The organism is Leuconostoc pseudomesenteroides KCTC 3652 (assembly GCF_014634745.1).
Classification (GTDB): domain Bacteria; phylum Bacillota; class Bacilli; order Lactobacillales; family Lactobacillaceae; genus Leuconostoc; species Leuconostoc pseudomesenteroides.
Genome location: NZ_BMBP01000006.1, coordinates 43,972 through 66,986 on the forward strand (window position 1 = coordinate 43,972; position 23,015 = coordinate 66,986).

The following is a 23,015-nucleotide window of genomic DNA, read 5'->3' on the forward strand; positions in this document are numbered from 1 at the left end:
TAATGGAAATTCAAAACAAAGCAATGTTGATCACTTATGCTGATTCGTTGGGCAAAAACTTAAAAGATGTTCATCAAGTCTTGAAAGAAGATATTGGAGATGCGATTGGTGGGGTTCATTTGTTGCCTTTCTTCCCTTCAACAGGTGATCGCGGTTTTGCGCCAGCCGATTATACTCGTGTTGATGCCGCATTTGGTGATTGGGCAGATGTCGAAGCATTGGGTGAAGAATACTATTTGATGTTTGACTTCATGATTAACCATATTTCTCGTGAATCAGTGATGTATCAAGATTTTAAGAAGAATCATGACGATTCAAAGTATAAAGATTTCTTTATTCGTTGGGAAAAGTTCTGGGCAAAGGCCGGCGAAAACCGTCCAACACAAGCCGATGTTGACTTAATTTACAAGCGTAAAGATAAGGCACCAACGCAAGAAATCACTTTTGATGATGGCACAACAGAAAACTTGTGGAATACTTTTGGTGAAGAACAAATTGACATTGATGTTAATTCAGCCATTGCCAAGGAATTTATTAAGACAACCCTTGAAGACATGGTAAAACATGGTGCTAACTTGATTCGTTTGGATGCCTTTGCGTATGCAGTTAAAAAAGTTGACACAAATGACTTCTTCGTTGAGCCAGAAATCTGGGACACTTTGAATGAAGTACGTGAAATTTTGACACCATTAAAGGCTGAAATTTTACCAGAAATTCATGAACATTACTCAATCCCTAAAAAGATCAATGATCATGGTTACTTCACCTATGACTTTGCATTACCAATGACAACGCTTTACACATTGTATTCAGGTAAGACAAATCAATTGGCAAAGTGGTTGAAGATGTCACCAATGAAGCAATTCACAACATTGGACACGCATGATGGTATTGGTGTCGTTGATGCCCGTGATATTCTAACTGATGATGAAATTGACTACGCTTCTGAACAACTTTACAAGGTTGGCGCGAATGTCAAAAAGACATATTCATCTGCTTCATACAACAACCTTGATATTTACCAAATTAACTCAACTTATTATTCAGCATTGGGAAATGATGATGCAGCATACTTGTTGAGTCGTGTCTTCCAAGTCTTTGCGCCTGGAATTCCACAAATTTATTACGTTGGTTTGTTGGCAGGTGAAAACGATATCGCGCTTTTGGAGTCAACTAAAGAAGGTCGTAATATTAACCGTCATTACTATACGCGTGAAGAAGTTAAGTCAGAAGTTAAGCGACCAGTTGTTGCTAACTTATTGAAGCTATTGTCATGGCGTAATGAAAGCCCTGCATTTGATTTGGCTGGCTCAATCACAGTTGACACGCCAACTGATACAACAATTGTGGTGACACGTCAAGATGAAAATGGTCAAAACAAAGCTGTATTAACAGCCGATGCGGCCAACAAAACTTTTGAAATCGTTGAGAATGGTCAAACTGTTATGAGCAGTGATAATTTGACTCAGAACTAAACTATATTTGAATCAATTTCTAAGAACTGTTTCCTGAGGGAAGCAGTTTTTTTGCTGATAGTGGGAAATATTATATTGACAGACAAAGTAATTTATTTTATACTAAACTCACTGTTCAAAAGCTTTAAAAATTGTGCGCTGTCAATTACAGTGTGTTGAAAGAGGGAATGACATGCAAATTTTAAAAGACCATGCTAAACCATATTGGCGTGATATTACGTTTTCAATATTGGCGGTGATTGTCATGGCAGGTGCGTCGCTATGGCAACCGCGACTATTGCAGAATATCATGAAGGCAATTATTGCAGATAATCAAAGTCAAGTGATGCAATATGGTATTCAATTATTGGTACTAGCAGTGATTGGATTAGTTGCTGGTGTTATCAATACGATTTTCGCCGCAAAAGTCTCACAATCAATTGCAGCGGACGTTCGAGCAAACGAATACAAAAAAATTCAATCGTTTTCATTTGGTAATATCGAAAAATTCTCAGCAGGAAACTTGGTTGTTCGGATGACTAATGATGTCAACCAAGTGCAACAACTTGTCATGATGTTTTTGCAATCATTGACGCGTATTCCTATTTTGTTTGTTGGGGCTTTCATCCTTGCGTTGATGACGTTACCACGTTTGTGGTGGATTGTGGTGTTGATGGTCATCTTGATTGCGCTATCATCACAAATTGTGTTCAAGCAGATGGGTAAATTTTTTACACGTATTCAAAAGTTGATTGACAAAACGAATACATTGGCTAAAGAAAACCTGCAGGGCGTTCGAGTAGTAAAATCGTTTAATCAAGAGCAAAATGAAACAACGCGTTTTACTGAAAATTCTGATGAATTAACACATGTTAACACGACGATTGGGTATTTATTTTCAACGATGATTCCCATGTTTATGTTAATTTCTTATGTGGCAATTGGTGCTGCCGTGTTATTTGTTGGTCGCGGCATTATCCAACATCCAAGTGATTTAGCTGCAATTACATCATTTATTTCATATCTCATGCAGATTTTCTTTGCCATTATGATTGGTGGCATGATGTCAACATTTGCTTCGCGTGGATTTGTCTCGTTAGCGCGTATCAAAGAAGTGCTCGATACTGAACCTGATTTGACATACGATACTAATGCGGAAGACCTTGACTTGAGCGGGGATGTCTCATTCAAAAATGTTGCCTTTACTTATCCCGGTGATCAAAAACCTGCCTTAGAAAATATTTCGTTTGATGTTAAGTCTGGTGAAATGATTGGTATCGTTGGTGCAACTGGTTCTGGGAAAACGACTTTAGCACAATTGATTGCGCGTTTGTATGATCCATCAGCAGGTGAAGTGACCGTTGGTGGTGTGAATTTGAAGCACGTGAATGAAAAATCACTGCGTCGTGCTGTTTCGTATGTACTGCAACGCGCTATCTTATTTAGTGGTACAATCGCTGGTAATTTAAGACAAGGTAATCAAGGCGCAAGCGAAACAGAATTACAAAAAGCTGCTGAAATTGCACAAGCTGCGGAGTTCGTTAACCGTTACGATGATAACTTTGAACACGAGGTTGAAGAACGTTCAGCCAATTTCTCCGGTGGTCAAAAACAACGACTCTCAATTGCGCGTGGCGTGGTCGGAAATCCTAAAATTTTGATTCTAGATGATTCAACATCCGCCTTGGATGCGCGATCTGAAAAACTAGTGCAAGAAGCGCTTGACCGTGATTTGAAAGGTACCACAACTTTTGTGATTGCTGAAAAAATTAGCTCCGTATTACACGCAGATCGGATTTTGGTGCTTGATGAAGGGCAACTTGTTGGTATTGGGTCACATCAAGAATTATTGCAAACATCTTCTATTTATACTGAAATCTACGAGACACAGAAAGCGAAAGGAGCGAACGCATGACTGATATTAAACGCGCGATTGTCTATTTCGCAAAATATCTTAAACGCTATTGGCTTAGTTTATCTTTTGTGACGGTTGTAACAGTTATTTCTATTTACTTTGAAGTGAAAGCGCCAGTTTATATGGGTCAAGCAATCACTGAATTGGCTAATTATGTTGGTCAATATATGAATCCACAGACCCAGCAAACTGCCAGTATGACGCCGTTTTACAAAGCGCTTGGCTTGATGATGTTGTTCTTCGTTGTGACTGCAATTACTATGTTCATTTCAAGTTTTATTTCCAGTCGTATTAGTGCGGAAGCTTCTGGGCGTATGCGAATTGGTTTGTTTGCCAAATTACAACGGATGACAATTAAGTATTTTGATACGCATCGAGACGGTGAAATTTTGTCATTGTTTACGTCTGACTTGGATAATATTTTCAACGCGATGAACCAAGCTATTTTCCAGTTATTGTCACAATTTGCCTTGTTTGTCGGTGTTATCTTGATGATGTTTAATCAAAATGTGAAACTTGCATTAGTGACGATGGCTTCAACGCCTGTTGCAATTATTGTTGCGTGGTTTGTCATTAGTCGTGCACGTCATTATATTGATCAACAACAAGATGCCACTGGTAAAATGAATGGTTACATCAACGAGCAAATTAACGGTGAAAAAATCATTATTACGCAAGGCCTGCAAAAGGAGTCGATTGCTGGATTTGCCCCACATAATGAAACTGTCAAACAAGCAACTTTTAGGGGTCAAGTATACTCAGGTATGTTGTTTCCTTTGATGCAAGGACTATCTTTGCTTAACTTGGCAATCGTGATATTCTTTGGCTCGTGGTTGGTTGTGCATGATGGTATGGATAAGTCGGTGGGCTTAGGCTTGATTGTAGTCTTCGTTAATTATTCACAGCAATATTATCAACCGATTACACAAATTACGTCGATTTACAACATGCTTCAATTGGCTGTTACTGGTGCCCGCCGTTTGAGTGATGTTGATGAACAAGTAGAAGAAATCTCACCAGTCAATGGTCAAAAACTGACTGGTGTATCATCAAACGTGACATTAAAAGATATTCATTTTGCCTATCAAGAAAATAAAGAAATCTTGCACGGTGTCTCAATTGATGTTCAAAAAGGTGAAATGGTCGCACTAGTTGGACCAACTGGTTCTGGTAAGACAACAGTGATGAATTTATTAAATCGCTTTTATGATGTGACAGGAGGTGCTGTTACATTTGATGGTGTTGATGTCCGTGACCTAGATCTCAAATCGTTGCGGGAGCATGTTGGCATTGTGTTACAAGATTCTGTGTTATTTAGTGGCACAATTGCTGATAATATTAAATTTGGGGATCCTGAAGCTAGTGATGAAGCGATGATTGATGCAGCTAAGCAAGCCAACATTCACGATTTTATTATGACCTTGCCTGATGCTTATCAAACCAAAGTAGACGACGAAAACTCGATATTTTCAACGGGTCAAAAACAGTTATTATCAATCGCAAGAACAATTTTGACAAATCCATCATTTTTAATTTTGGATGAAGCGACCTCAAACGTTGATACAGTTACAGAAGCAAGAATTCAAGCAGCAATGGATAATGTCATTGCTGGACGGACCAGTTTTGTGATTGCACATCGCTTGAAAACAATTTTGGGTGCAGATAAGATTGTGGTTTTGAAGGATGGTCAAGTTATTGAAGAAGGTTCCCACGAAGCACTAGTTGCTGAAGGTGGTTTTTACGCCGAATTGTATCATAATCAAATGGTATTTGAATAAATAATTTTAGCCACTAATTTCGAAAAATTAGTGGCTTTTCATTAGAAGAAAAAATGATAATAATCACTGCTAAAAAGCGGGTCGTTATTGGAAGGAAAACGCTTAAAATGTTATACTATTACTATTGCGTTTCGTATGCACGTTTAACGTGCGTTTAATTTTTGGAGGAGACAATGAACATTGGTTTGTTTACGGACACGTATTTCCCACAAGTCAGTGGGGTTGCGACCTCAATCAAAACTTTAAAAGAGGCATTAGAAGCTCAAGGACATCAGGTATACATATTTACTTCGACGGATCCAAAAGTGCCCAAAAATAAATTTGAACCACACATTTATCGTTTTTCAAGTGTGCCCTATCTTGGCTTTAAAGACCGACGCTTGGCTTTTCGTGGCCTAATTCAAGCGGTTGAAATAGCTAAGTCAGTCCAGCTTGATATTGTACACACACAAACTGAATTTTCACTCGGTTTATTAGGTAAATTTGTGGCGCGACAACTCAAAATTCCGGCTGTTCATACGTATCATACGATGTATGAAGATTACACGCATTATTTTGCTAAAGGTATGCTGATTGGACCAAATGGTGTGGGTCGCATTATGAAGGCTTATATGATTGGTATGGCTGGTGTCATTGCGCCTTCTAAATTAGTGCAAGATACACTCATTCGTTATGGTATTACAGCGCCAATGCGTATCATACCAACAGGAGTATCCTTACCAAAACACCGTGCCACGCAGATTAATTTACGTCAAAACTATCATTTTTATGACACACAGCCAATTATTCTGTCTTTGGGTCGATTGGCTTTTGAAAAAAATGTTGCTATGACGATTTCGATGTTTTCGGAGTTGCTGCAAGTGATGCCGGATGCGCGTTTGGTCATTGCCGGTGATGGACCGGCTAGAAAATCTTTGTTTGAGCAAGTTGCGGAGCTTGAATTAGATGACAAAGTTATTTTTACAGGAATGGTTAATCACGAAGATATTGGTGATTATTACCAAATGGCAGATGTATTCGTCAGTTCATCGGACACAGAAACGCAAGGTTTGACATTTATTGAAGCCATGGCAGCCAATCGTCCTTTTGTGGCGATTCATTCCCCATATCTGGATAATTTAGTTGATAATGAAGCGATTGGAACCTTAGTCAGTGATTATGATGAATTGTTAGCAGCGGTTCAAAAATATCTTGAACGCCCGAATTCGTCGGTAGATGAGCAAGTACGTCAAGCCAAAATGAAAGATGTTGATGCGACAAAATTTGCGGAACGTGTTTTAGCGTTTTATCAAGATATTTTGGCCGACTACCATGCTGATGATGTCGATGATGAGTATCCCAATGATGAAGAGGTGGGATATATGAAGCGTATCTTACGCAATCCATTTAGGAGAAATTAATTGAAAGTTTTACTTTACTTTGAAAATCAAAAGTTAATTGCAAAGTCTGGTATTGGTCGTGCCTTAAAGTTGCAACAAGAGGCGCTGTCACATACTGACGTGGTTGTCACAACTGACCCTAAGTCAACAGATTATGATATTTTGCACATTAACACTTATGGTGTTGAGAGCCATCACATGGTTAATAAAGCGCATAAGTCAGGGAAAAAAGTGGTTTATCATGGTCACTCTACCTATGAAGATTTTCGTAATTCATTTATTGGCTCTAATATGATTGCGCCTCTGTTTAAGCGTTATCTTGTCTCGTTGTATTCCAAAGCTGATGCGATCATCACGCCAACACCTTATTCTAAGCAACTTTTGCGCGGCTATCGTCTGAGTCAACCCATTATGCCAATATCAAATGGCATAGCTCTTGAAAAATATGCACACGATGACGAAAAAATCCGTCAATTCAGAGATTACTTTGATCTATCGGATGAACAGAAAGTCGTCATGAGTGTTGGACTATTTTTTGAGCGAAAGGGTATTTTGGATTTTGTTGAATTAGCAAAGCGACACCCTGAATATGTATTCATTTGGTTTGGTTATACTGATTTGAGATTAGTCCCGGGCAAAATTAGTCGCCTCATTAAAGGCGATCATCCACGAAATTTAATTTTTCCGGGTTATATTACTGGTGATGTGATTCGTGGTGCCTTTCAAGGTGCTGATTTATTTTTATATCCATCCTATGAAGAAACTGAAGGTATTGTTGTGCTCGAAGCATTAGCTTCAAAGCAAAATGTATTGGTGCGCGACATTCCGGTTTATCACAATTGGCTACAAGATGGCAAAAATAGTTACAAAGCCCGCAATTTTGATGAGTTTGAAAATAAAATGCAACAAATTTTAAATGGTGAATTAACAGATTTGCGAGATGAGGGGTATCAATTAGCAAAAGCTCGTAATTTACCGGAAATTGGTCAACAGTTAAAAGCTGTTTACACGAGTTTATTGGGGAAGTGAGTCTTAACAATGTTAAAACGCGATAGATTATCAATCATTATTGTGACCGTTTTAACCGCGGGTGTCATCTATTTTTTAACGCGGGAATTACGTGGCAAAGGAAAGCAACTTGAAGAAGCATTGAAACATCTTGATTGGCGTTGGTTAGTGGGTGGTCTCTTGATGATGATCGTTTCAATTGCCTTTGAAGCCGCGGCAACAAGAGTGTTATTGAACAAAACGGACCGAAAAAACACTTCCTTTTTTGCTTTATTACGAGTGCCTTTATTGAACTTATTGGGTACAGGCGTGACGCCTTTTGCAACTGGTGGACAACCAGCACAATTGTATGGTTTAGCAAGAGCTGGTGTTGAATCTGGTCGGGCAATGTCTGTCATTTTGATGAAATTTTTAGTCTATCAAGTTGTTGTCGTGCTATTCTTTATAGTGGGTTATGTTGCGGCAGATACATTTATCTATTCACAAGTTGCGCCAACCTTTGCGACATTCATTCCATTTGCGATTGCTATTCACGCGGTTGTTATTGTGGGCATTGCCTTGGTGATGTTTTGGCCATCTTTGACTTTACGTCTAGTTGATTTTGTAGCTCCACTATTTAAGCGCATTATGTCAAAGCAACGGTTTGAGAGTGTTATTGCAACGACAAAACAAAAAATTGATAACTTTCATGAAGAGTCACGACGAGTTATTAGTAGTTGGCAATCATTAGTTGGTTCATCAATACTGACAATGATGCAGTTGATTGTTTTTTATTTAATTCCTTATTTTGTTATCCGTGCCTTTGGTTATGCGTCGGTAAATCCTTGGTTGATAGTCACTATGAACATCATGATTGTTATGGTGATTTCGTTGTTTCCTATTCCAGGTGGCGTTGGTGGCGCGGAATTGAGTTTTCAGTTATTGTTTTCACCATTCGTTAAAAATTCAGCAACATTGATTCTAGTCATTTTAATTTGGCGATTAATTACGTATTATTTTGGCATATTTGCTGGTATCATTGCATATATAATACCAGCACGAAAAAATGTGAGGTAAGAACATGGACAATGACGGACGTCATACAAGTGATTTGAAGCAAATCTTAAGTCGACTGCGAGCGATGATTGATTCAACCGATAATGCTGTTCAAATTCGTCGTTTTGACGCATTTGGCATTGAAGCGTTACAGGTCACTTATGACCAGTTAACACAAATATGGACAGTTCGAGAACATCGAGAGGTGCGACAATTCCAATTTGATGATATTGACCTCGTAGCGATTGAAGTTTATGATGTGCTACATGATTTTAAACTAATTTATTAGGAGAGCACCAAGCAATTTTCTTAATTTAGCAAGGAGTGCGTTGACGACAATGAAACGTTTATTAAAATTAATTTCTAGTCCTAAAACATGGTGGCGACAAATAAAACGTACGATGGATACATCGGCGCCCATCGTTTGGTTTTTTATTCTGAATGTGATGTTGGTTTGGCTGAAAATGTTTGCCGAGTATCATATGAACTTTAACTTGGGTGCGGAAGGCGCAACGCAGCAATTTTTGTTGTTTTTAAATCCAATTCCAACGGCTATTATCTTTATTAGTATCGCTCTCTATTTTCGTGGCGCATTAAGTTACTGGTTGGCGATTATTTTCAATTTAATTCAATCTGCTTGGCTGTTTGCAAACATGTTGTATTATCGAGAATTTTCTGACTTTCTATCGATGGGAATTTTAGGGTCGGGCAGTTCAACCGGGAACAATCTTGGTAAATCTATCGCTGCAATTATTCATTGGACGGATTATTTAGTTTTTATAGATATCATTATTTTGATTGCGCTGGTCATCTTTAAGCAGTTAACAATTGATCGAAAGGGTGTTCAGAAAAAATTTGCCATTTTGACAACACTTTTCGGTGTGATCTTAATGTTTGTTGACTATGGTATTGCGTCAACGAATCGTTCAGGATTATTGACGCGTTCGTTTGATAATAATTACATTGTTAAATATCTTGGGTTGAATGAATACGCTGTGTTCAATGCCGTTCAAACTTATAATCAGACAGAAAGTCGAAAGCGTGCTAAGCCAACCGATTTGGCAAAAGTTAAAAAGTTCGTTGCAACGCAAAAATTACCAGACAATATTCAATATTATGGCACGCAAAAAGGCAAAAATGTCTTTATGATTCATTTGGAGTCATTCCAACAATTTTTGATTGATTATAAAGTTGACGGTCAAGAAGTAACGCCTAATTTGAATAAGTTTTATCATGACCAAAATACGTTGAGTTTTGATAACTTTTATAATCAAGTGGGACAAGGTAAAACTTCTGATGCCGAAATGATGCAAGAGAATTCATTGTTTGGTTTGGCAACTGGTTCCGCAATGGTTAAATATGGTACTAATAATACGTTTGAGTCACTGCCAGCTATTTTGGGGCAACGTGGTTATACGACGGCTGCTTTCCATGGGGATGTTGCTAGTTTTTGGAACCGAGACAATACCTACAAGTCATTTGGCTATGATTATTTCTTTTCAAAATCTTATTACCCTAACGCCAACAAAGCAAATTATAATGTTGGTTACGGTATGAAGGATAAGATATTCTTAAGGGACAGTGCGCAATATATTGAACAATTACCACAACCATTTTATGCAAAGTTAATCACAGTTACTAATCATTATCCATACGATCTAGATAAGCAAAATATTGATTTTCCAGCTACCAAAACAGGAGATAACACGGTTGATGGTTATGTTCAAACCGCGCATTATTTGGATCAGTCCTTTGGTGAGTTAATGGCATACCTTAAGAAAGTTGGTCTCTACAATAATTCAGTGTTTGTGCTTTATGGTGATCACTATGGTATTTCCGAGAACCATCAGCCAGCAATTGCACAATTACTTGGCAAAGATAAGGTGACAAATTACGATTTAGCTAATTTCCAAAAGGTACCATTTATGATTCATGCAACAGGTTTGAAAGGTGGCATTGATCATACCTATGGTGGTGAAATTGATATGATGCCAACTTTGCTGGACTTATTGGGTGTGCCAGATGATGGCATGACTATGTTTGGACAAGATATGTTATCGAGTGATTATAAAGGCAAGGTTGTTTTCCGAGATGGTGATTGGATCACGCCAACTTATACCAAGTTTAATAATCAATATTTCAACACACAAACAGGCCAGCAGGTGACAGAGAGTTCGGATAAGCAACTCAAAAAGGTTGCTAAAACGATGTCCGATTATGCCACGAAAGTGCTTGGCTATTCAGATGACGTTATTACTGGTGATTTGTTGCGATTTGATACATCACGGTCAGACTTCCATGCGGTAAACAAAAAAGATTATGATTACAAGAAGTCTGCTGGTTTAGCAGCGTTGAAACAGGCGCAAAAGAGTAATCCATCAAGTATTTTGGCCCAAAATAAGGGAAAATCAACATTAAGCGATTATGTCACAGATGCCCCTGAGTTAAAAAATGAGAGTTCAGATAAGTAAGAATGGCGAACAAGGTTCAACTAGAACATTTGTTCGTTTTTTGATATAATGAAACAAGATTGTCTCAAAAAATAGTGACAAGGTGACGAAAAGAGAAAATAATATGATTGAACACCAAACAGATCATGAATTTGAAGTGGTCTCCAAATATAAACCAACCGGTGATCAGCCGCAAGCCATCGAGCAGCTAGTCAGTGGCTTAAATAATAATGTAAAGGAACAAATTCTACTTGGCGCTACGGGAACCGGTAAGACTTTTACTATTTCCAATGTTATTAAGGATGCGCAAAGACCAACATTAGTGCTCAGCCATAATAAAACATTGGCAGGACAACTTTATAGCGAATTAAAAGAATTTTTTCCAAATAATGCTGTTGAATATTTCGTATCCTACTATGATTATTATCAGCCGGAAGCTTATGTACCAAGTTCTGATACTTTTATTGAGAAAGATTCCGCTGTCAATGATGAGATTGATAAATTGCGTAACTCAGCAACAAGCGCACTGTTAGAACGACGTGATACCATTGTAGTGGCTTCTGTCAGTTCAATTTTTGGATTGGGTGATCCACATCAATATAAAGATCATGTGATTAGTTTACGGGTGGGCTATGAGTATGGTCGCGACCAGCTGATGCGTGACCTGATTGACGTTCAATTTACTCGTAATGATATTGATTTTCATCGTGGTACTTTCCGAGTCCGTGGTGATGTTGTCGAGATTTTCCCAGCCTCACAAGATGAGATGGCGTTACGCGTAGAATTTTTTGGGGATGAAGTTGATCGTATTCGAGAAATTAATTCCTTAACGGGTGAAACAGTGTCAGAACGTGAACATGTTGCTATTTTTCCTGCTAAGCACTTTATGACAGATGACGATCAAATGCGTGTCGCCCTTGAAGGCATTCGCCAAGAAATGAACGAACAAGTTACAAAATTTGAAAAAGAAGGCAAATTAATCGAGGCACAGCGGATTAAACAGCGCACGGAATATGATTTAGCAATGCTTGAAGAAATGGGATTTGTTGGTGGTATAGAAAACTATTCACGTTGGATGGATGGTCGACAAGCTGGAGAGCCACCATTTACACTCCTAGATTTTTTCCCAGATGATTTTCTCATCGTAGTGGATGAAAGCCATGTGACAATGCCACAGGTGAGAGGCATGTTTAATGGTGACAAGGCACGTAAGGAGACATTGGTTAACTATGGTTTTCGATTGCCAAGTGCTTTAGATAATCGACCATTGACACTACCGGAATTTGAGCAACATGTGAATCAAATCATTTACATGTCAGCCACACCGGGTGATTATGAAATGAACCGTGTAACACCAGAGCATATTGCACAGCAGATTATTCGCCCAACCGGTCTGCTCGATCCCGAGGTTGAAGTACGCCCAGTTATGGGTCAAATTGATGACTTAGTGGGTGAAATTAATTTGCGATCGAAATGTGATGAACGCGTCTTCATTACGACGCTTACTAAGCGAATGGCAGAAGATTTAACTGATTACTTGAAAGATTTGGGCATTAAAGTTGCCTACTTACATGCTGACATCAAGACATTAGAGAGAACGGAAATTATTCGTGATTTACGTTTAGGGAAGTATGATGTTTTGATTGGCATTAACTTGTTACGTGAAGGTATTGACGTGCCTGAAGTGTCCTTAGTGGCTATTTTAGATGCGGATAAGGAAGGCTTTTTGCGTAATCCACGCTCATTGATTCAAACCATTGGTCGTGCAGCACGTAACGAAAATGGTCATGTCATCATGTATGCCGATAAAACCACCGCGTCGATGGCAGAGGCAATGGCAGAAACTAGTCGACGTCGTGAGATACAGATGGCATATAATGAAGCGCATGGTATTACGCCAAAGACCATTAAAAAGGAAATTAGGGATCTGATTTCGATTACGCATGCTGCTGTTTCGGATGACAAAGCAGTTGATTTGACGCAAGTGGCATTTGATGATTTGCCAGCAGATGAGCAACAGGCTATTATTGATAATTTGACGGCACAAATGAAAGCAGCTGCTAAAGCGCTGGACTTTGAAGAAGCCGCTCAATTACGTGATAGTGTCATGACATTAAAAACACGTGCTGGTCATTAACCAACACCATTTAAATTAATTTAAAGAGAAAAAGAATGGCAAAAACACAAATAGAAATTCGTGGTGCACGTGCACACAATCTAAAAAACATTGATGTTGATATACCAAAAGATCGTTTGACTGTTGTCACGGGTTTGTCGGGATCTGGCAAATCATCGTTGGCATTTGATACTTTATATGCCGAAGGGCAGCGTCGTTATGTGGAAAGTCTAAGCTCTTATGCTCGCCAGTTTTTAGGTCAAATGGATAAACCAGACGTTGACTCGATTGATGGGCTATCACCTGCGATTTCAATCGATCAAAAAACAACCTCCAATAATCCAAGATCAACGGTTGGCACTGTTACAGAAATTAATGATTATTTTAGATTGTTATATGCGCGAGTTGGTCGCCCAGATGATCCGGATGATGGCACAAAAATTATGTATACAATTGATCAAATGGTCAATGACGTACTCGAGCGGTTGCCTGAGGGGAGCCGATTGCAGGTTTTTGCACCAATTATTCAGCAACAGCGCGGCTCCCATGCTTCAGCATTTGATGTGATGCGGAAACAAGGCTACATTCGCGCCCGTGTTGATGGTGATTTGATTGAGTTAGACTCAGACAATAAGACATTAGATAAAAATGAAGCACACGATATTGATGTTATGGTTGACCGCATTGTTTTACGTGATAATTCTCGATCACGTTTATATGATTCAATTGAGTCAGCAGTGCGTCTCGCGGCTGGGCGCGTGACAATTGAGGTCGTATCACGAGATGAAAAAGCAGAATCAATTGTTTTAAGGTATTCTGATCATTACCTTGGCGAATTGAAAGATTTTCGTGTTGGTCGGCTAGAGCCACGACTATTTAGTTTTAATGCACCGCTAGGTGCTTGTGAATTTTGCCAAGGATTAGGCGTTACCCGTGAGGTTGATATTGATTTGGTTATTCCGGATCGGCACAAATCGCTTAACGAAGGGGCCATCGTACCGTGGAATCCTATTTCATCTAACTATTATCCTGAAATGCTAAAGCAGTTTGCCGAACAATTCAAAATTGATATGGACAAACCGTTTGAGAAACTAACTGCTAAACAACAAACACTCATCTTAAATGGCTCTGGCAATAAAGATTTTCATTTCCATTATGAAAATGATTTTGGTGGTGTTCGTGATGTTGACATACCATTCGAAGGTGTGATTAACAACATTTCTCGTCGTTTTAACGAAACTAATTCTGACTTTACACGGGATCAGATGGCCAACTATATGACAGAGTTAACTTGTAAAGCATGTGGTGGCTATCGTTTGAACCCGGCAGCTTTATCAGTGAAAATTTCGGGCAAGCATATTGGTGAAGTTTCTGAAATGCCTGTTGACCAAGAACTTAATTTTTTTAATGGTATCAGCTTGGGTCAACAAGATACAGAAATTGCGGCACCAATTATTAAAGAAATTAAAGATCGTTTGGGATTTTTGGAAAGTGTTGGCTTAAAGTATTTAACGCTTTCTCGTTCTGCTCGGACACTATCCGGTGGCGAGTCACAGCGTATTCGCTTGGCTACGCAAATTGGTTCTAATTTATCTGGTGTGTTATATGTTTTAGATGAACCATCTATTGGGCTGCACCAAAGGGATAATGACATGCTTTTGGCATCATTACAACGCATGCGTGATTTAGGTAATACGTTAGTAGTTGTGGAACATGATGAGGACACAATGCGTGCTGCTGACTACCTAATTGATGTTGGCCCTGGTGCTGGTGAACTTGGTGGAAAAATTGTTGCCAGTGGCACACCGGCGATTGTAGAGGCCAATCCCAACTCCTTAACGGGGCAATATCTATCCGGTAAAAAGTATATTCCCGTGCCGATTAAGCGTCGATCAGGAAATGGTGAGTACATTACCATTAAAGGCGCTAAAGAAAACAACCTTAAAAATGTCACCGTGAAGTTTCCTTTGGGGAAGTTTATTGCTGTTACTGGGGTGTCTGGATCAGGAAAGTCAACGTTAGTTAACACGATTTTAAAACGAGCCCTCAAGCAAAAACTAAACAATAATTCTGAAAAACCTGGCCGTTTTCGTGCCATTGATGGTGTTGAAAATATTGAACAAGTTGTTGACATTGATCAATCACCAATCGGGCGGACGCCTCGTTCAAATCCTGCTACTTATACTGGCGTATTTGATGATATTCGTGATTTGTTTGCACAGACAAATGAAGCAAAAATGCGTGGCTACAATAAGGGGCGGTTTTCATTTAATACCAAAGGAGGGCGTTGCGAAAATTGTCGTGGTGATGGTGTTATCAAAATTGAAATGAACTTTTTGCCAGATGTCTATGTGGCTTGTGAGGTATGTGGTGGCACACGTTATAATTCTGAGACACTTGAAGTGAGCTACAAAGGCAAAAATATTTCACAAGTACTGAATATGACAGCAACTGAAGCACTTGATTTTTTTGCACCAATTCCTAAAATTGCCCGAAAATTGCAAACCATTAATGACGTTGGATTAGGGTATGTCAAATTGGGTCAATCAGCCACAACACTTTCTGGTGGCGAGGCCCAGAGAATGAAGTTGGCGTCGGAATTGCATCGTCGTACTAATGGTAAAACAATGTATATTTTGGATGAACCAACCACGGGACTTCATACAGATGATATTGCGCGTCTACTGCAAGTTCTTGAACGGTTGGTTGATGCTGGTAATACAGTGGTTGTGATTGAACATAATTTGGACGTGATTAAATCTGCAGATTGGTTGATTGATATGGGACCTGAAGGTGGTGCAGGCGGTGGTGAGGTATTAGTCACGGGCACACCCGAAAAAGTCATGAAAACAGAGCAGTCCTATACTGGACGTTATCTCAAAACAATTATTGAACGTGACTTAGATCGCGGTAAATAGTTGCATTTCCATTAAAACGTGGTATAGTTATTAAATGTAAGTAAGATTGCTAGAGTAATTAATTGAAAAATATTGATTACTCCGTCCCTATTTGCAAAAAAACAAATTGGAGATCTCATACAATGACAGAAAAATTAGACATTGCCTCAGCGGCTCGCAAGTTGAAAAGTCCTAATATTAAGACGCGTAAGCGTGCTCTAAAGGCAATTCATGACCTTGCCCGTCAAAAAACAGTTTCTAAGTAACAGGTAGTCGTCCTACAAAATTGTGGGGCGACTTTTTGTGTTAAAATGAAGTTAGTTTTTGGAAAGGTTAAAAAATATGAACCCTAAAATCGTGATTATTGGTGGCGGTTCCGGTTTGCCAGTTATCATTAAGCCTCTAGTCAGAGAAGCGGTTGATTTATCGGCCGTGGTGACTGTTGCTGATGATGGTGGCTCGAGCGGACTGCTAAGAGATTACATTAATATCGTGCCACCAGGTGATATTCGTAATATTTTGGTGGCAATGGCCGATGTCGATCCAGAAATATTAAAGCTCCTACAATATCGTTTTCATGCAGAAGACGAATTCTTCGCTGAACATGCTGTGGGTAATTTAATTATTGCTGCGATGACGGAAATGCAGGGTAACATTTTTGATGCTGTGCAACGGTTAGCAACGTTTTTGCACGTCTGTGGTCACGTCTATCCTGTTTCAAATGAGCCGTTAGTTTTACATGCAGAATTTAAAAATGGATCGACTTTGGCGGGTGAGTCTGAAATTACGCATGCGCATCAAACAATTGATCATGTGTGGGTCACTGGTGATGAACCAGGTGAGGAACCGAAAGCAGCACCGGAAGTTGTGACAGCAATTATGAACGCTGACATGGTAGTGTATGGGCCGGGTAGCTTGTTTACTTCGATTTTACCAAATGTTGTGGTGCCAGAAGTGAGACAGGCTCTCCAGCAAACATCAGCCAAACAAGTCTATATTGCTAATATCATGACGCAAAAAGGCGAAACAGATGCCTATACAGATGCACAACATTTGCTAGCCCTTAATGCACATATTGGTGCACCCGTTGTTAATTATGTTGTTTCAAATAGTAAAAAGGTACCAGACGATTTCGTTGATTTTCAGAAGTGGAATGAGATTTCGAAACAAGTTAAACTTGATGAATCAGCTGTAAAGGTTCAGGGCGCTCAGCAAATTGCGGGTGATTTTTTGCAATTACGTGATGCTGGGGCCTTCCATGATGGTCAAAAGATTGCTGATAAGTTGATGGAAATTTTAGGAAAAAAATAGATGTCTTACGCTGCTGAAGTAAAAAAGGAACTAACTGGTTTGATTGTGCATGGCGGTAATGCCAAGGCAGAGTTATCGGCACTCATGCGCATGAATGGCGTCAGCACACTCGGGCTAGATCAAAGCATTCGCGTTCAGACCGAAAATGCGGCAATTGCTAGACGCATTTACACGCTTTTAAAACAAAGTTATGATAATGTTGAGGTCGAAGTGACAGTCAGTGATCACAACCATTTGTCTCGACATAAGTCATACGGTGTATTGTTGAAAAGCCAGATCGATGATGTGCTAAATGACCTTGGGGTTGATCCTTTTGGTCTTCATCCAGAGATTCCATCGCGTCTTCTAAATCAAGTCGATAAAAAAAGATCTTTTTTACGTGGCGCTTTTTTGGCGACGGGTTCTGTCAATTCGCCGGAAAAAGCAAATTATCATTTAGAAATCTATACGACACATGAAGAACTAGGCGAGCAACTTTTGATAATGATGTCCGGGTTTGATTTGCCAGCCAAAATGACTGATCGCGGTAATGGTTTCATTGTCTATTTAAAACGTGCTGAGAAAATTGTTGATTTTTTACAAACTATCGGTGCAACGCAATCTATGCTGAGATTTGAAGACATTAGAATGATGCGTGATATGAGAAATTCGGTGAATCGGTTAGTCAATGCTGAAACAGCCAACATGCAAAAAACGGCGATTGCCGCTAATAAGCAGGTGTCACAAATTCAGACGATTGCAAAGCAAATCGGTGGTTTGGATTTTCTGCCCCAAAAGCTTCGAGAAGTGGCACAGGCGAGACTAGATAATCCGGATGAATCATTGGCAGAACTAGGTGAAATGTTAGAAATTAGTAAATCAGGTGTTAATCATCGTATGCGAAAATTAAAACAATTGGCAGAAATGATTGAAGCTGGTGAAGCGTATGATTTGACTAAATTGTAAATTTTTAGCACTCACGCTGTTAATGTGCTAAAATAATAATAAGTTAATTATTTGAATTAACCAAGCTAGGATACGAGGTAAAATTTATGTGGCCCGGAGTTATTGAACAAACTGCAAATGGACGTGAAAACTATGATTTACCATCACGTTTATTAAAAGATCGTATTATTTTGGTTCAAGGAGAAGTCGAAGATAGTATGGCAACCTCGATTGTTGCTCAGTTACTATTTTTGGAAGCTCAAGATCCAAACAAAGAAATTTCAATGTATATCAACTCACCAGGTGGTTCTGTTACAGCCGGACTATCGATTACTGACACAATGAACTTTATTAAGGCGCCGGTAACAACAATCGTGATGGGCCTTGCGGCATCAATGGGTACTATTATTGCTGCTTCAGGTGAAAAAGGTCATCGTTATATGTTGCCAAATGCCGAGTATTTAATTCATCAGCCAATGGGTGGTGCTGCCGGTGGCACACAACAGACAGACATGGCAATTATTGCTGAACAATTGACCAAAACACGTGCAAAGTTGAACAAAATTTTGGCTGATGCTTCTGGTAAAGATTTGGATCAAATCGCGCACGATACTGAACGTGATAACTGGATGAGTGCCGAAGAGACATTGGAATACGGCTTTATTGACGGTATTTTAACAAAGTCTGGTGATAAGCCTATCTCAAAATAAAAACAACCGAGAGGTTGTTTTTTAATGCAGAAAAAAAGCAGCTTCATCACGGCTGCTTTCATGAATTTAGATGTTGCGGGCATCTAAAAAATTCGAAGGAGAGTCATCTAGCGATGACGTTATTTAGGAGAGTTTCCAGCGCGTGTTGCTCTGGAATATCTATAATATTACAGCTTAATTGTGAATAAAGTGTGTTTTTAGTTTAAGCATTTTGAGAACAAATTATGAGAAAAAGGTTGATTACTGATAATTAAATGTCGTGCTTTCATTAGTGAAATAGGGTACAATGTAAGTGTAATAAAATTTTGGAGGAACTCATGAAGATTTTTGCTTACGGTATTCGTGATGATGAAAAGCCATCACTTGAAGAATGGAAAGCTGCCAACCCAGAGGTTGAAGTTGACTATACACAAGATTTGTTGACACCTGAAACAGCTAAATTAGCTGAAGGGGCTGATTCAGCCGTTGTTTATCAACAATTGGATTACACTCGTGAAACATTGACTGCTTTAGCCAATGTTGGGGTTACTAACTTGTCTTTGCGTAACGTTGGTACAGATAATATTGATTTTGATGCTGCGCGTGAATTCAATTTTAACATTTCAAATGTCCCAGTTTATTCACCAAATGCAATTGCTGAACATTCAATGATCCAATTGTCACGTTTGTTACGTCGTACAAAGGCTTTGGATGCAAAAATTGCCAAACATGACTTGCGTTGGGCACCAACAATTGGTCGCGAAATGCGTATGCAAACGGTAGGTGTTATTGGTACAGGTCATATTGGTCGTGTTGCTATTAACATTTTGAAGGGATTTGGCGCAAAAGTAATTGCTTATGACAAGTTCCCAAACGCTGAATTGCAAGCTGAAGGTTTGTATGTTGACACGCTGGACGAATTGTATGCGCAAGCAGATGCTATTTCACTCTACGTGCCAGGTGTTCCTGAAAACCACCATTTGATTAACGCTGATGCGATTTCAAAGATGAAGGATGGTGTTGTTATCATGAACGCTGCCCGCGGAAACTTGATGGATATTGATGCTGTGATTGATGGCTTGAACTCTGGTAAAATTTCCGACTTTGGTATGGACGTTTACGAAAATGAAGTTGGTTTGTTCAACGAAGACTGGTCAAATAAGGAATTCCCAGATTCAAAGATTGCCGATTTGATTGCACGTGAAAATGTTTTGGTTACACCACACACGGCTTTCTATACAACAAAGGCTGTCTTAGAAATGGTTCATCAATCATTTGATGCCGCTGTTGCGTTTGCTAATGGTGAAACGCCAGCTATTGCAGTTAAATATTAATTGAGCATTTTTTTACAAATACAACTATTAAATTCCCAGACTAGACCTCTGGGAATTTTTATGCGGAGTACTTGTGAAATAATAATCAAGTGATATAATTGTTAGTGTAATATACTTATGTGCTGTGGTGTTGAGATAGTGGGAGACATCACAAGCGTTGGAAAGAGGAAGTTTGATATGACTATCAAAGCAGACGGCCAGAAATGGTCATCGAAAGCGTCGCAGGAAGTTCGGAATGAAGCTTATGCACGCAAAGCCAAAGAAAATGCGCCCGTAGCATTTAGCGGCCAAACAAATTTACATTTAAAGGATTTTTTCTTTAAAGTACTATCTGGATCAGCCCAAGGAATTTTGATTGGTGTTTTGCCATCAGCTGTGATGAAGTACATTATTCAGTATTCAGGTTTAGGGACAACTGCTTTTGGTGCTAACTTGAGTGCTATTCTAACTTTGTTTACATCGTTGATTCCGTTCTTAATTGGTATGGCTGTTGCTTTACAATTTAAGATGAAGAGCTTGGATGTTGGTGTTGTGGCTATTGCAACGGCGGTGGCATCTGGCTCAATCAAGTGGGCAGTTGCACCAGCAGGGTTTGTTAATCCAGTCACTGGCTTGAAATCGGTTGCACCGGCAAACGTATACATCGCCAGTGGTGCTGGTGATGTTATCAATGCTATGATTGTGTCTGCGATTGCTGTTTTTGTGACATGGTTGGTAGCCCGCTATTTGAAAGGATTTGGTTCAGTTGCCATCATTTTGAGCCCAATTATTGTTGGTGGTGGTGTTGGATTAATTGGAAAATCAATTGCACCATACGTTGGTGATATTACGACTTGGATTGGTAACTTGGTTGAAACATTTACCAAGTTAGCCCCAATCCCAATGGCGATGTTAATTGCAATGGCGTTCGCCATTATCATCATCACACCTGTGTCAACTGTTGGTATTGCCTTGGCAATTAGTTTGTCTGGTATTGGTTCTGGTGCCGCTGCAATGGGAGTTGTTGCTACGACTATTGTCTTGCTAATTAATTCTTGGAAGGTGAACAAGCCTGGTGTGACGGTTGCAATTGCTTTGGGTGCTATGAAAGGTATGATGCCTTCTGTATTTGCTAAGCCTGTGACAATGTTGCCATTCTTATTGACAGCGGCAATTTCAGGTATTCCAGTAGCGCTATTTAATATTCAAGGCACACCAACAACCGCTGGATTTGGTTACATTGGTTTGGTTTCACCAATTCAATCAATGGTTAAAGATGCTGCAGTGCCATCATCAGTGATGAATAACTTTATCAATCCGTTTGTGGCAATTATTGCATGGTTGGTCATTCCAGTGATTGCAGGGTTCATTGCACAATTTGTCTTCAGTAAGTTATTGAAATTATATACACCTATGGATTTCCAACAAGATTTATAATTTACAATAAAAAAATACAATGGTTTAGCAAAGCCATTGTATTTTGGGGCTATAGTATAGAGGGAGTACGGCTGGTTCGCAATCAGCAAACACGGGTTCGATTCCCGTTAGCTCCAATTAAATTAGGCTGCTTTACCGTTATTGTCGGTAAGCAGCTTTTTTGATTGTCAAACATTGATTCGATTGAAATCCAATACTGTAGTATTAATCTTGCCAAACATAAAAAAAGCAATGGCACTGCTTGGTTTCACATCTGGTTGGCATAGTCTTCATTAATCAATAATCGGCTACCAAAAGGATCTACCAAACAAATCTGACTTGATTGCGTTGAGTGATTTTGGTCGTGGAGTGAATGTTGTAATATTGTAAAAAGTTGTTTGTCAACTAAAATTGTCCAATCGACTAAACCATTTTCATCAGAGCGCCGTCGTGCCACGTTGGGTCCAAACCATGTATTATAGGCGTGGTGATGATGGTAGGCATTGTGAGCGTAAAAGTGTGCGCTCTCCGTTATTTTTGCAGTTAATGACATTTGTAACATAGTGATAAAAAACGCATCGCCTTTATGAACACTATCTCCCACGAAGTGTAGGTGGCCGATCGTCATACCAACAGGAAATCCCGACCAATCGGCTTGCTTAGTCTGTAATAGGCTTAAGACATCTACTGCTTTCGTACCCATTTTGACGAACCCTTGGTCCCATTCCCACAGTTCTGTCGGTCGATCGTGATAGAGTTCAATGCCGTTGCCATTGGGATCATTTAAATAGAATGCTTCACTGACATCGTGGTCTCCCGTGCCTAACGGATATTCGGACAAAATTAACCGTTCTATCAAACTTGCTAAACTCGCTTTATCTGGGAAAAGCAACGCAAAATGATACAATCCTTGTCGTTGCTTTAATGGCTTACGTCCAGTAAATGTTAAGGTTAGGAAAGGCTGATCTTGATTAGTGAAGGCATAAGAAAACTGATTTTTCGCTTTCTTTCGTTCGACAAGTCCTAACATGTCACGATAAAAGCTACGCATATTTTGTTCATCATCTGCCAACAGGGTGATGTGGGCAATTTTATAATTTACGTTAAACATACAATCTCCTACCACTTACTATTTATTAGTATAATAATATAACTAGTTAATTTTGTCTAGGTTTTAAGAGATTTAACCATTAATCTACGAATAAATAAAAAATTAAATCAGGGCTTGACGGAAATAAAATGACTGTTATAATAATATTGTAAGCGTTTTCATGTGTGATTCGTTTATAGTCTGATACCGTACAATCAGATTACTCCTTAAACAGCACAA

At 39.2% G+C, this 23,015-nt stretch carries 17 protein-coding genes and 1 tRNA gene; 17 read left to right on the forward strand and 1 reads right to left on the reverse strand.

Translation table 11 applies throughout. The annotated features are described in order from the left end of the window. The first annotated feature begins 2 nt into the window (after positions 1-2). From gtfA to IEU65_RS07030, 17 genes are all read left to right on the forward strand, one after another. Positions 3-1,475: a sucrose phosphorylase gene (gtfA, locus tag IEU65_RS06950; protein ID WP_010279952.1), complete on the forward strand. Its 1,473-nt coding sequence runs from the start codon at positions 3-5 to the stop codon at positions 1,473-1,475. A 172-nt stretch (positions 1,476-1,647) separates the two neighbouring features. Continuing rightward, the gene (locus IEU65_RS06955; protein ID WP_010279944.1) at positions 1,648-3,369 is read left to right on the forward strand and encodes an ABC transporter ATP-binding protein; all 1,722 of its coding nucleotides are present in this window, start codon (positions 1,648-1,650) and stop codon (positions 3,367-3,369) included. Beyond that, the gene (locus IEU65_RS06960) at positions 3,366-5,147 is read left to right on the forward strand and encodes an ABC transporter ATP-binding protein (protein WP_010279942.1); all 1,782 of its coding nucleotides are present in this window, start codon (positions 3,366-3,368) and stop codon (positions 5,145-5,147) included. Before IEU65_RS06955 ends, IEU65_RS06960 begins: the two co-directional genes overlap by 4 nt. Positions 5,148-5,320: 173 nt before the next feature. Further along, positions 5,321-6,547 (forward strand): glycosyltransferase family 4 protein, encoded by a 1,227-nt coding sequence (locus tag IEU65_RS06965; protein WP_010279940.1) that lies wholly within the window; start codon positions 5,321-5,323, stop codon positions 6,545-6,547. Next, complete coding sequence (locus IEU65_RS06970; protein WP_010279937.1) at positions 6,548-7,555, forward strand: LTA glycolipid anchor biosynthesis glycosyltransferase, IagA/BgsA family; 1,008 nt, start codon at positions 6,548-6,550, stop codon at positions 7,553-7,555. Between the two features lie 9 nt (positions 7,556-7,564). Then, on the forward strand, positions 7,565-8,590 hold the full coding sequence (locus tag IEU65_RS06975) for a lysylphosphatidylglycerol synthase transmembrane domain-containing protein (protein ID WP_010279933.1): 1,026 nt from the start codon (positions 7,565-7,567) through the stop codon (positions 8,588-8,590). A gap of 4 nt (positions 8,591-8,594) precedes the next feature. Further along, positions 8,595-8,858, forward strand: a complete 264-nt coding sequence (locus IEU65_RS06980) for a YkuJ family protein (RefSeq protein ID WP_010279928.1) — start codon at positions 8,595-8,597, stop codon at positions 8,856-8,858. Between the two features lie 49 nt (positions 8,859-8,907). After that, entirely contained in the window at positions 8,908-11,040 is a 2,133-nt protein-coding gene (locus tag IEU65_RS06985) for an LTA synthase family protein (RefSeq protein WP_010279926.1), read from the forward strand. A 103-nt stretch (positions 11,041-11,143) separates the two neighbouring features. Then, entirely contained in the window at positions 11,144-13,156 is a 2,013-nt protein-coding gene (gene uvrB / locus IEU65_RS06990; RefSeq protein WP_010279923.1) for an excinuclease ABC subunit UvrB, read from the forward strand. Positions 13,157-13,191: 35 nt separating this feature from the next. After that, positions 13,192-16,053, forward strand: coding sequence for an excinuclease ABC subunit UvrA (uvrA, locus tag IEU65_RS06995; RefSeq protein ID WP_010279921.1), 2,862 nt, complete (start codon positions 13,192-13,194; stop codon positions 16,051-16,053). A gap of 122 nt (positions 16,054-16,175) precedes the next feature. Beyond that, on the forward strand, positions 16,176-16,298 hold the full coding sequence (locus IEU65_RS07000; protein ID WP_004911390.1) for a putative metal homeostasis protein: 123 nt from the start codon (positions 16,176-16,178) through the stop codon (positions 16,296-16,298). Between the two features lie 76 nt (positions 16,299-16,374). Further along, positions 16,375-17,343: a gluconeogenesis factor YvcK family protein gene (locus tag IEU65_RS07005; protein ID WP_010279919.1), complete on the forward strand. Its 969-nt coding sequence runs from the start codon at positions 16,375-16,377 to the stop codon at positions 17,341-17,343. Then, entirely contained in the window at positions 17,344-18,288 is a 945-nt protein-coding gene (gene whiA, locus IEU65_RS07010; RefSeq protein WP_010279917.1) for a DNA-binding protein WhiA, read from the forward strand. It begins immediately after the preceding gene. 86 nt (positions 18,289-18,374) lie between these two features. Continuing rightward, positions 18,375-18,977: an ATP-dependent Clp protease proteolytic subunit gene (locus tag IEU65_RS07015; RefSeq protein WP_004911383.1), complete on the forward strand. Its 603-nt coding sequence runs from the start codon at positions 18,375-18,377 to the stop codon at positions 18,975-18,977. A 317-nt stretch (positions 18,978-19,294) separates the two neighbouring features. After that, positions 19,295-20,290, forward strand: coding sequence for a D-2-hydroxyacid dehydrogenase (locus IEU65_RS07020; protein ID WP_010279916.1), 996 nt, complete (start codon positions 19,295-19,297; stop codon positions 20,288-20,290). Positions 20,291-20,467: 177 nt separating this feature from the next. After that, positions 20,468-21,706: a PTS sugar transporter subunit IIC gene (locus IEU65_RS07025; RefSeq protein WP_010279914.1), complete on the forward strand. Its 1,239-nt coding sequence runs from the start codon at positions 20,468-20,470 to the stop codon at positions 21,704-21,706. Between the two features lie 45 nt (positions 21,707-21,751). Continuing rightward, positions 21,752-21,822: transfer RNA gene (locus tag IEU65_RS07030), tRNA-Ala, on the forward strand. Positions 21,823-21,953: 131 nt separating this feature from the next. Here the strand turns inward: IEU65_RS07030 and IEU65_RS07035 are convergent. Continuing rightward, positions 21,954-22,796, reverse strand: coding sequence for a VOC family protein (locus IEU65_RS07035; RefSeq protein WP_010279912.1), 843 nt, complete (start codon positions 22,794-22,796; stop codon positions 21,954-21,956). Positions 22,797-23,015: the final 219 nt, after the last annotated feature.

Bases quoted from the DNA above. Each gene is read 5' to 3' on its own strand.
- gtfA (WP_010279952.1), top strand. From the start codon at position 3: ATGGAAATTCAAAACAAAGCAATGTTGATCACTTATGCTGATTCGTTG.
- IEU65_RS06955 (WP_010279944.1), top strand. From the start codon at position 1,648: ATGCAAATTTTAAAAGACCATGCTAAACCATATTGGCGTGATATTACG.
- IEU65_RS06960 (WP_010279942.1), top strand. From the start codon at position 3,366: ATGACTGATATTAAACGCGCGATTGTCTATTTCGCAAAATATCTTAAA.
- IEU65_RS06965 (WP_010279940.1), top strand. From the start codon at position 5,321: ATGAACATTGGTTTGTTTACGGACACGTATTTCCCACAAGTCAGTGGG.
- IEU65_RS06975 (WP_010279933.1), top strand. From the start codon at position 7,565: ATGTTAAAACGCGATAGATTATCAATCATTATTGTGACCGTTTTAACC.
- IEU65_RS06980 (WP_010279928.1), top strand. From the start codon at position 8,595: ATGGACAATGACGGACGTCATACAAGTGATTTGAAGCAAATCTTAAGT.
- IEU65_RS06985 (WP_010279926.1), top strand. From the start codon at position 8,908: ATGAAACGTTTATTAAAATTAATTTCTAGTCCTAAAACATGGTGGCGA.
- uvrB (WP_010279923.1), top strand. From the start codon at position 11,144: ATGATTGAACACCAAACAGATCATGAATTTGAAGTGGTCTCCAAATAT.
- uvrA (WP_010279921.1), top strand. From the start codon at position 13,192: ATGGCAAAAACACAAATAGAAATTCGTGGTGCACGTGCACACAATCTA.
- IEU65_RS07000 (WP_004911390.1), top strand. From the start codon at position 16,176: ATGACAGAAAAATTAGACATTGCCTCAGCGGCTCGCAAGTTGAAAAGT.
- IEU65_RS07005 (WP_010279919.1), top strand. From the start codon at position 16,375: ATGAACCCTAAAATCGTGATTATTGGTGGCGGTTCCGGTTTGCCAGTT.
- whiA (WP_010279917.1), top strand. From the start codon at position 17,344: ATGTCTTACGCTGCTGAAGTAAAAAAGGAACTAACTGGTTTGATTGTG.
- IEU65_RS07015 (WP_004911383.1), top strand. From the start codon at position 18,375: ATGTGGCCCGGAGTTATTGAACAAACTGCAAATGGACGTGAAAACTAT.
- IEU65_RS07020 (WP_010279916.1), top strand. From the start codon at position 19,295: ATGAAGATTTTTGCTTACGGTATTCGTGATGATGAAAAGCCATCACTT.
- IEU65_RS07025 (WP_010279914.1), top strand. From the start codon at position 20,468: ATGACTATCAAAGCAGACGGCCAGAAATGGTCATCGAAAGCGTCGCAG.
- IEU65_RS07035 (WP_010279912.1), bottom strand. From the start codon at position 22,796: ATGTTTAACGTAAATTATAAAATTGCCCACATCACCCTGTTGGCAGAT.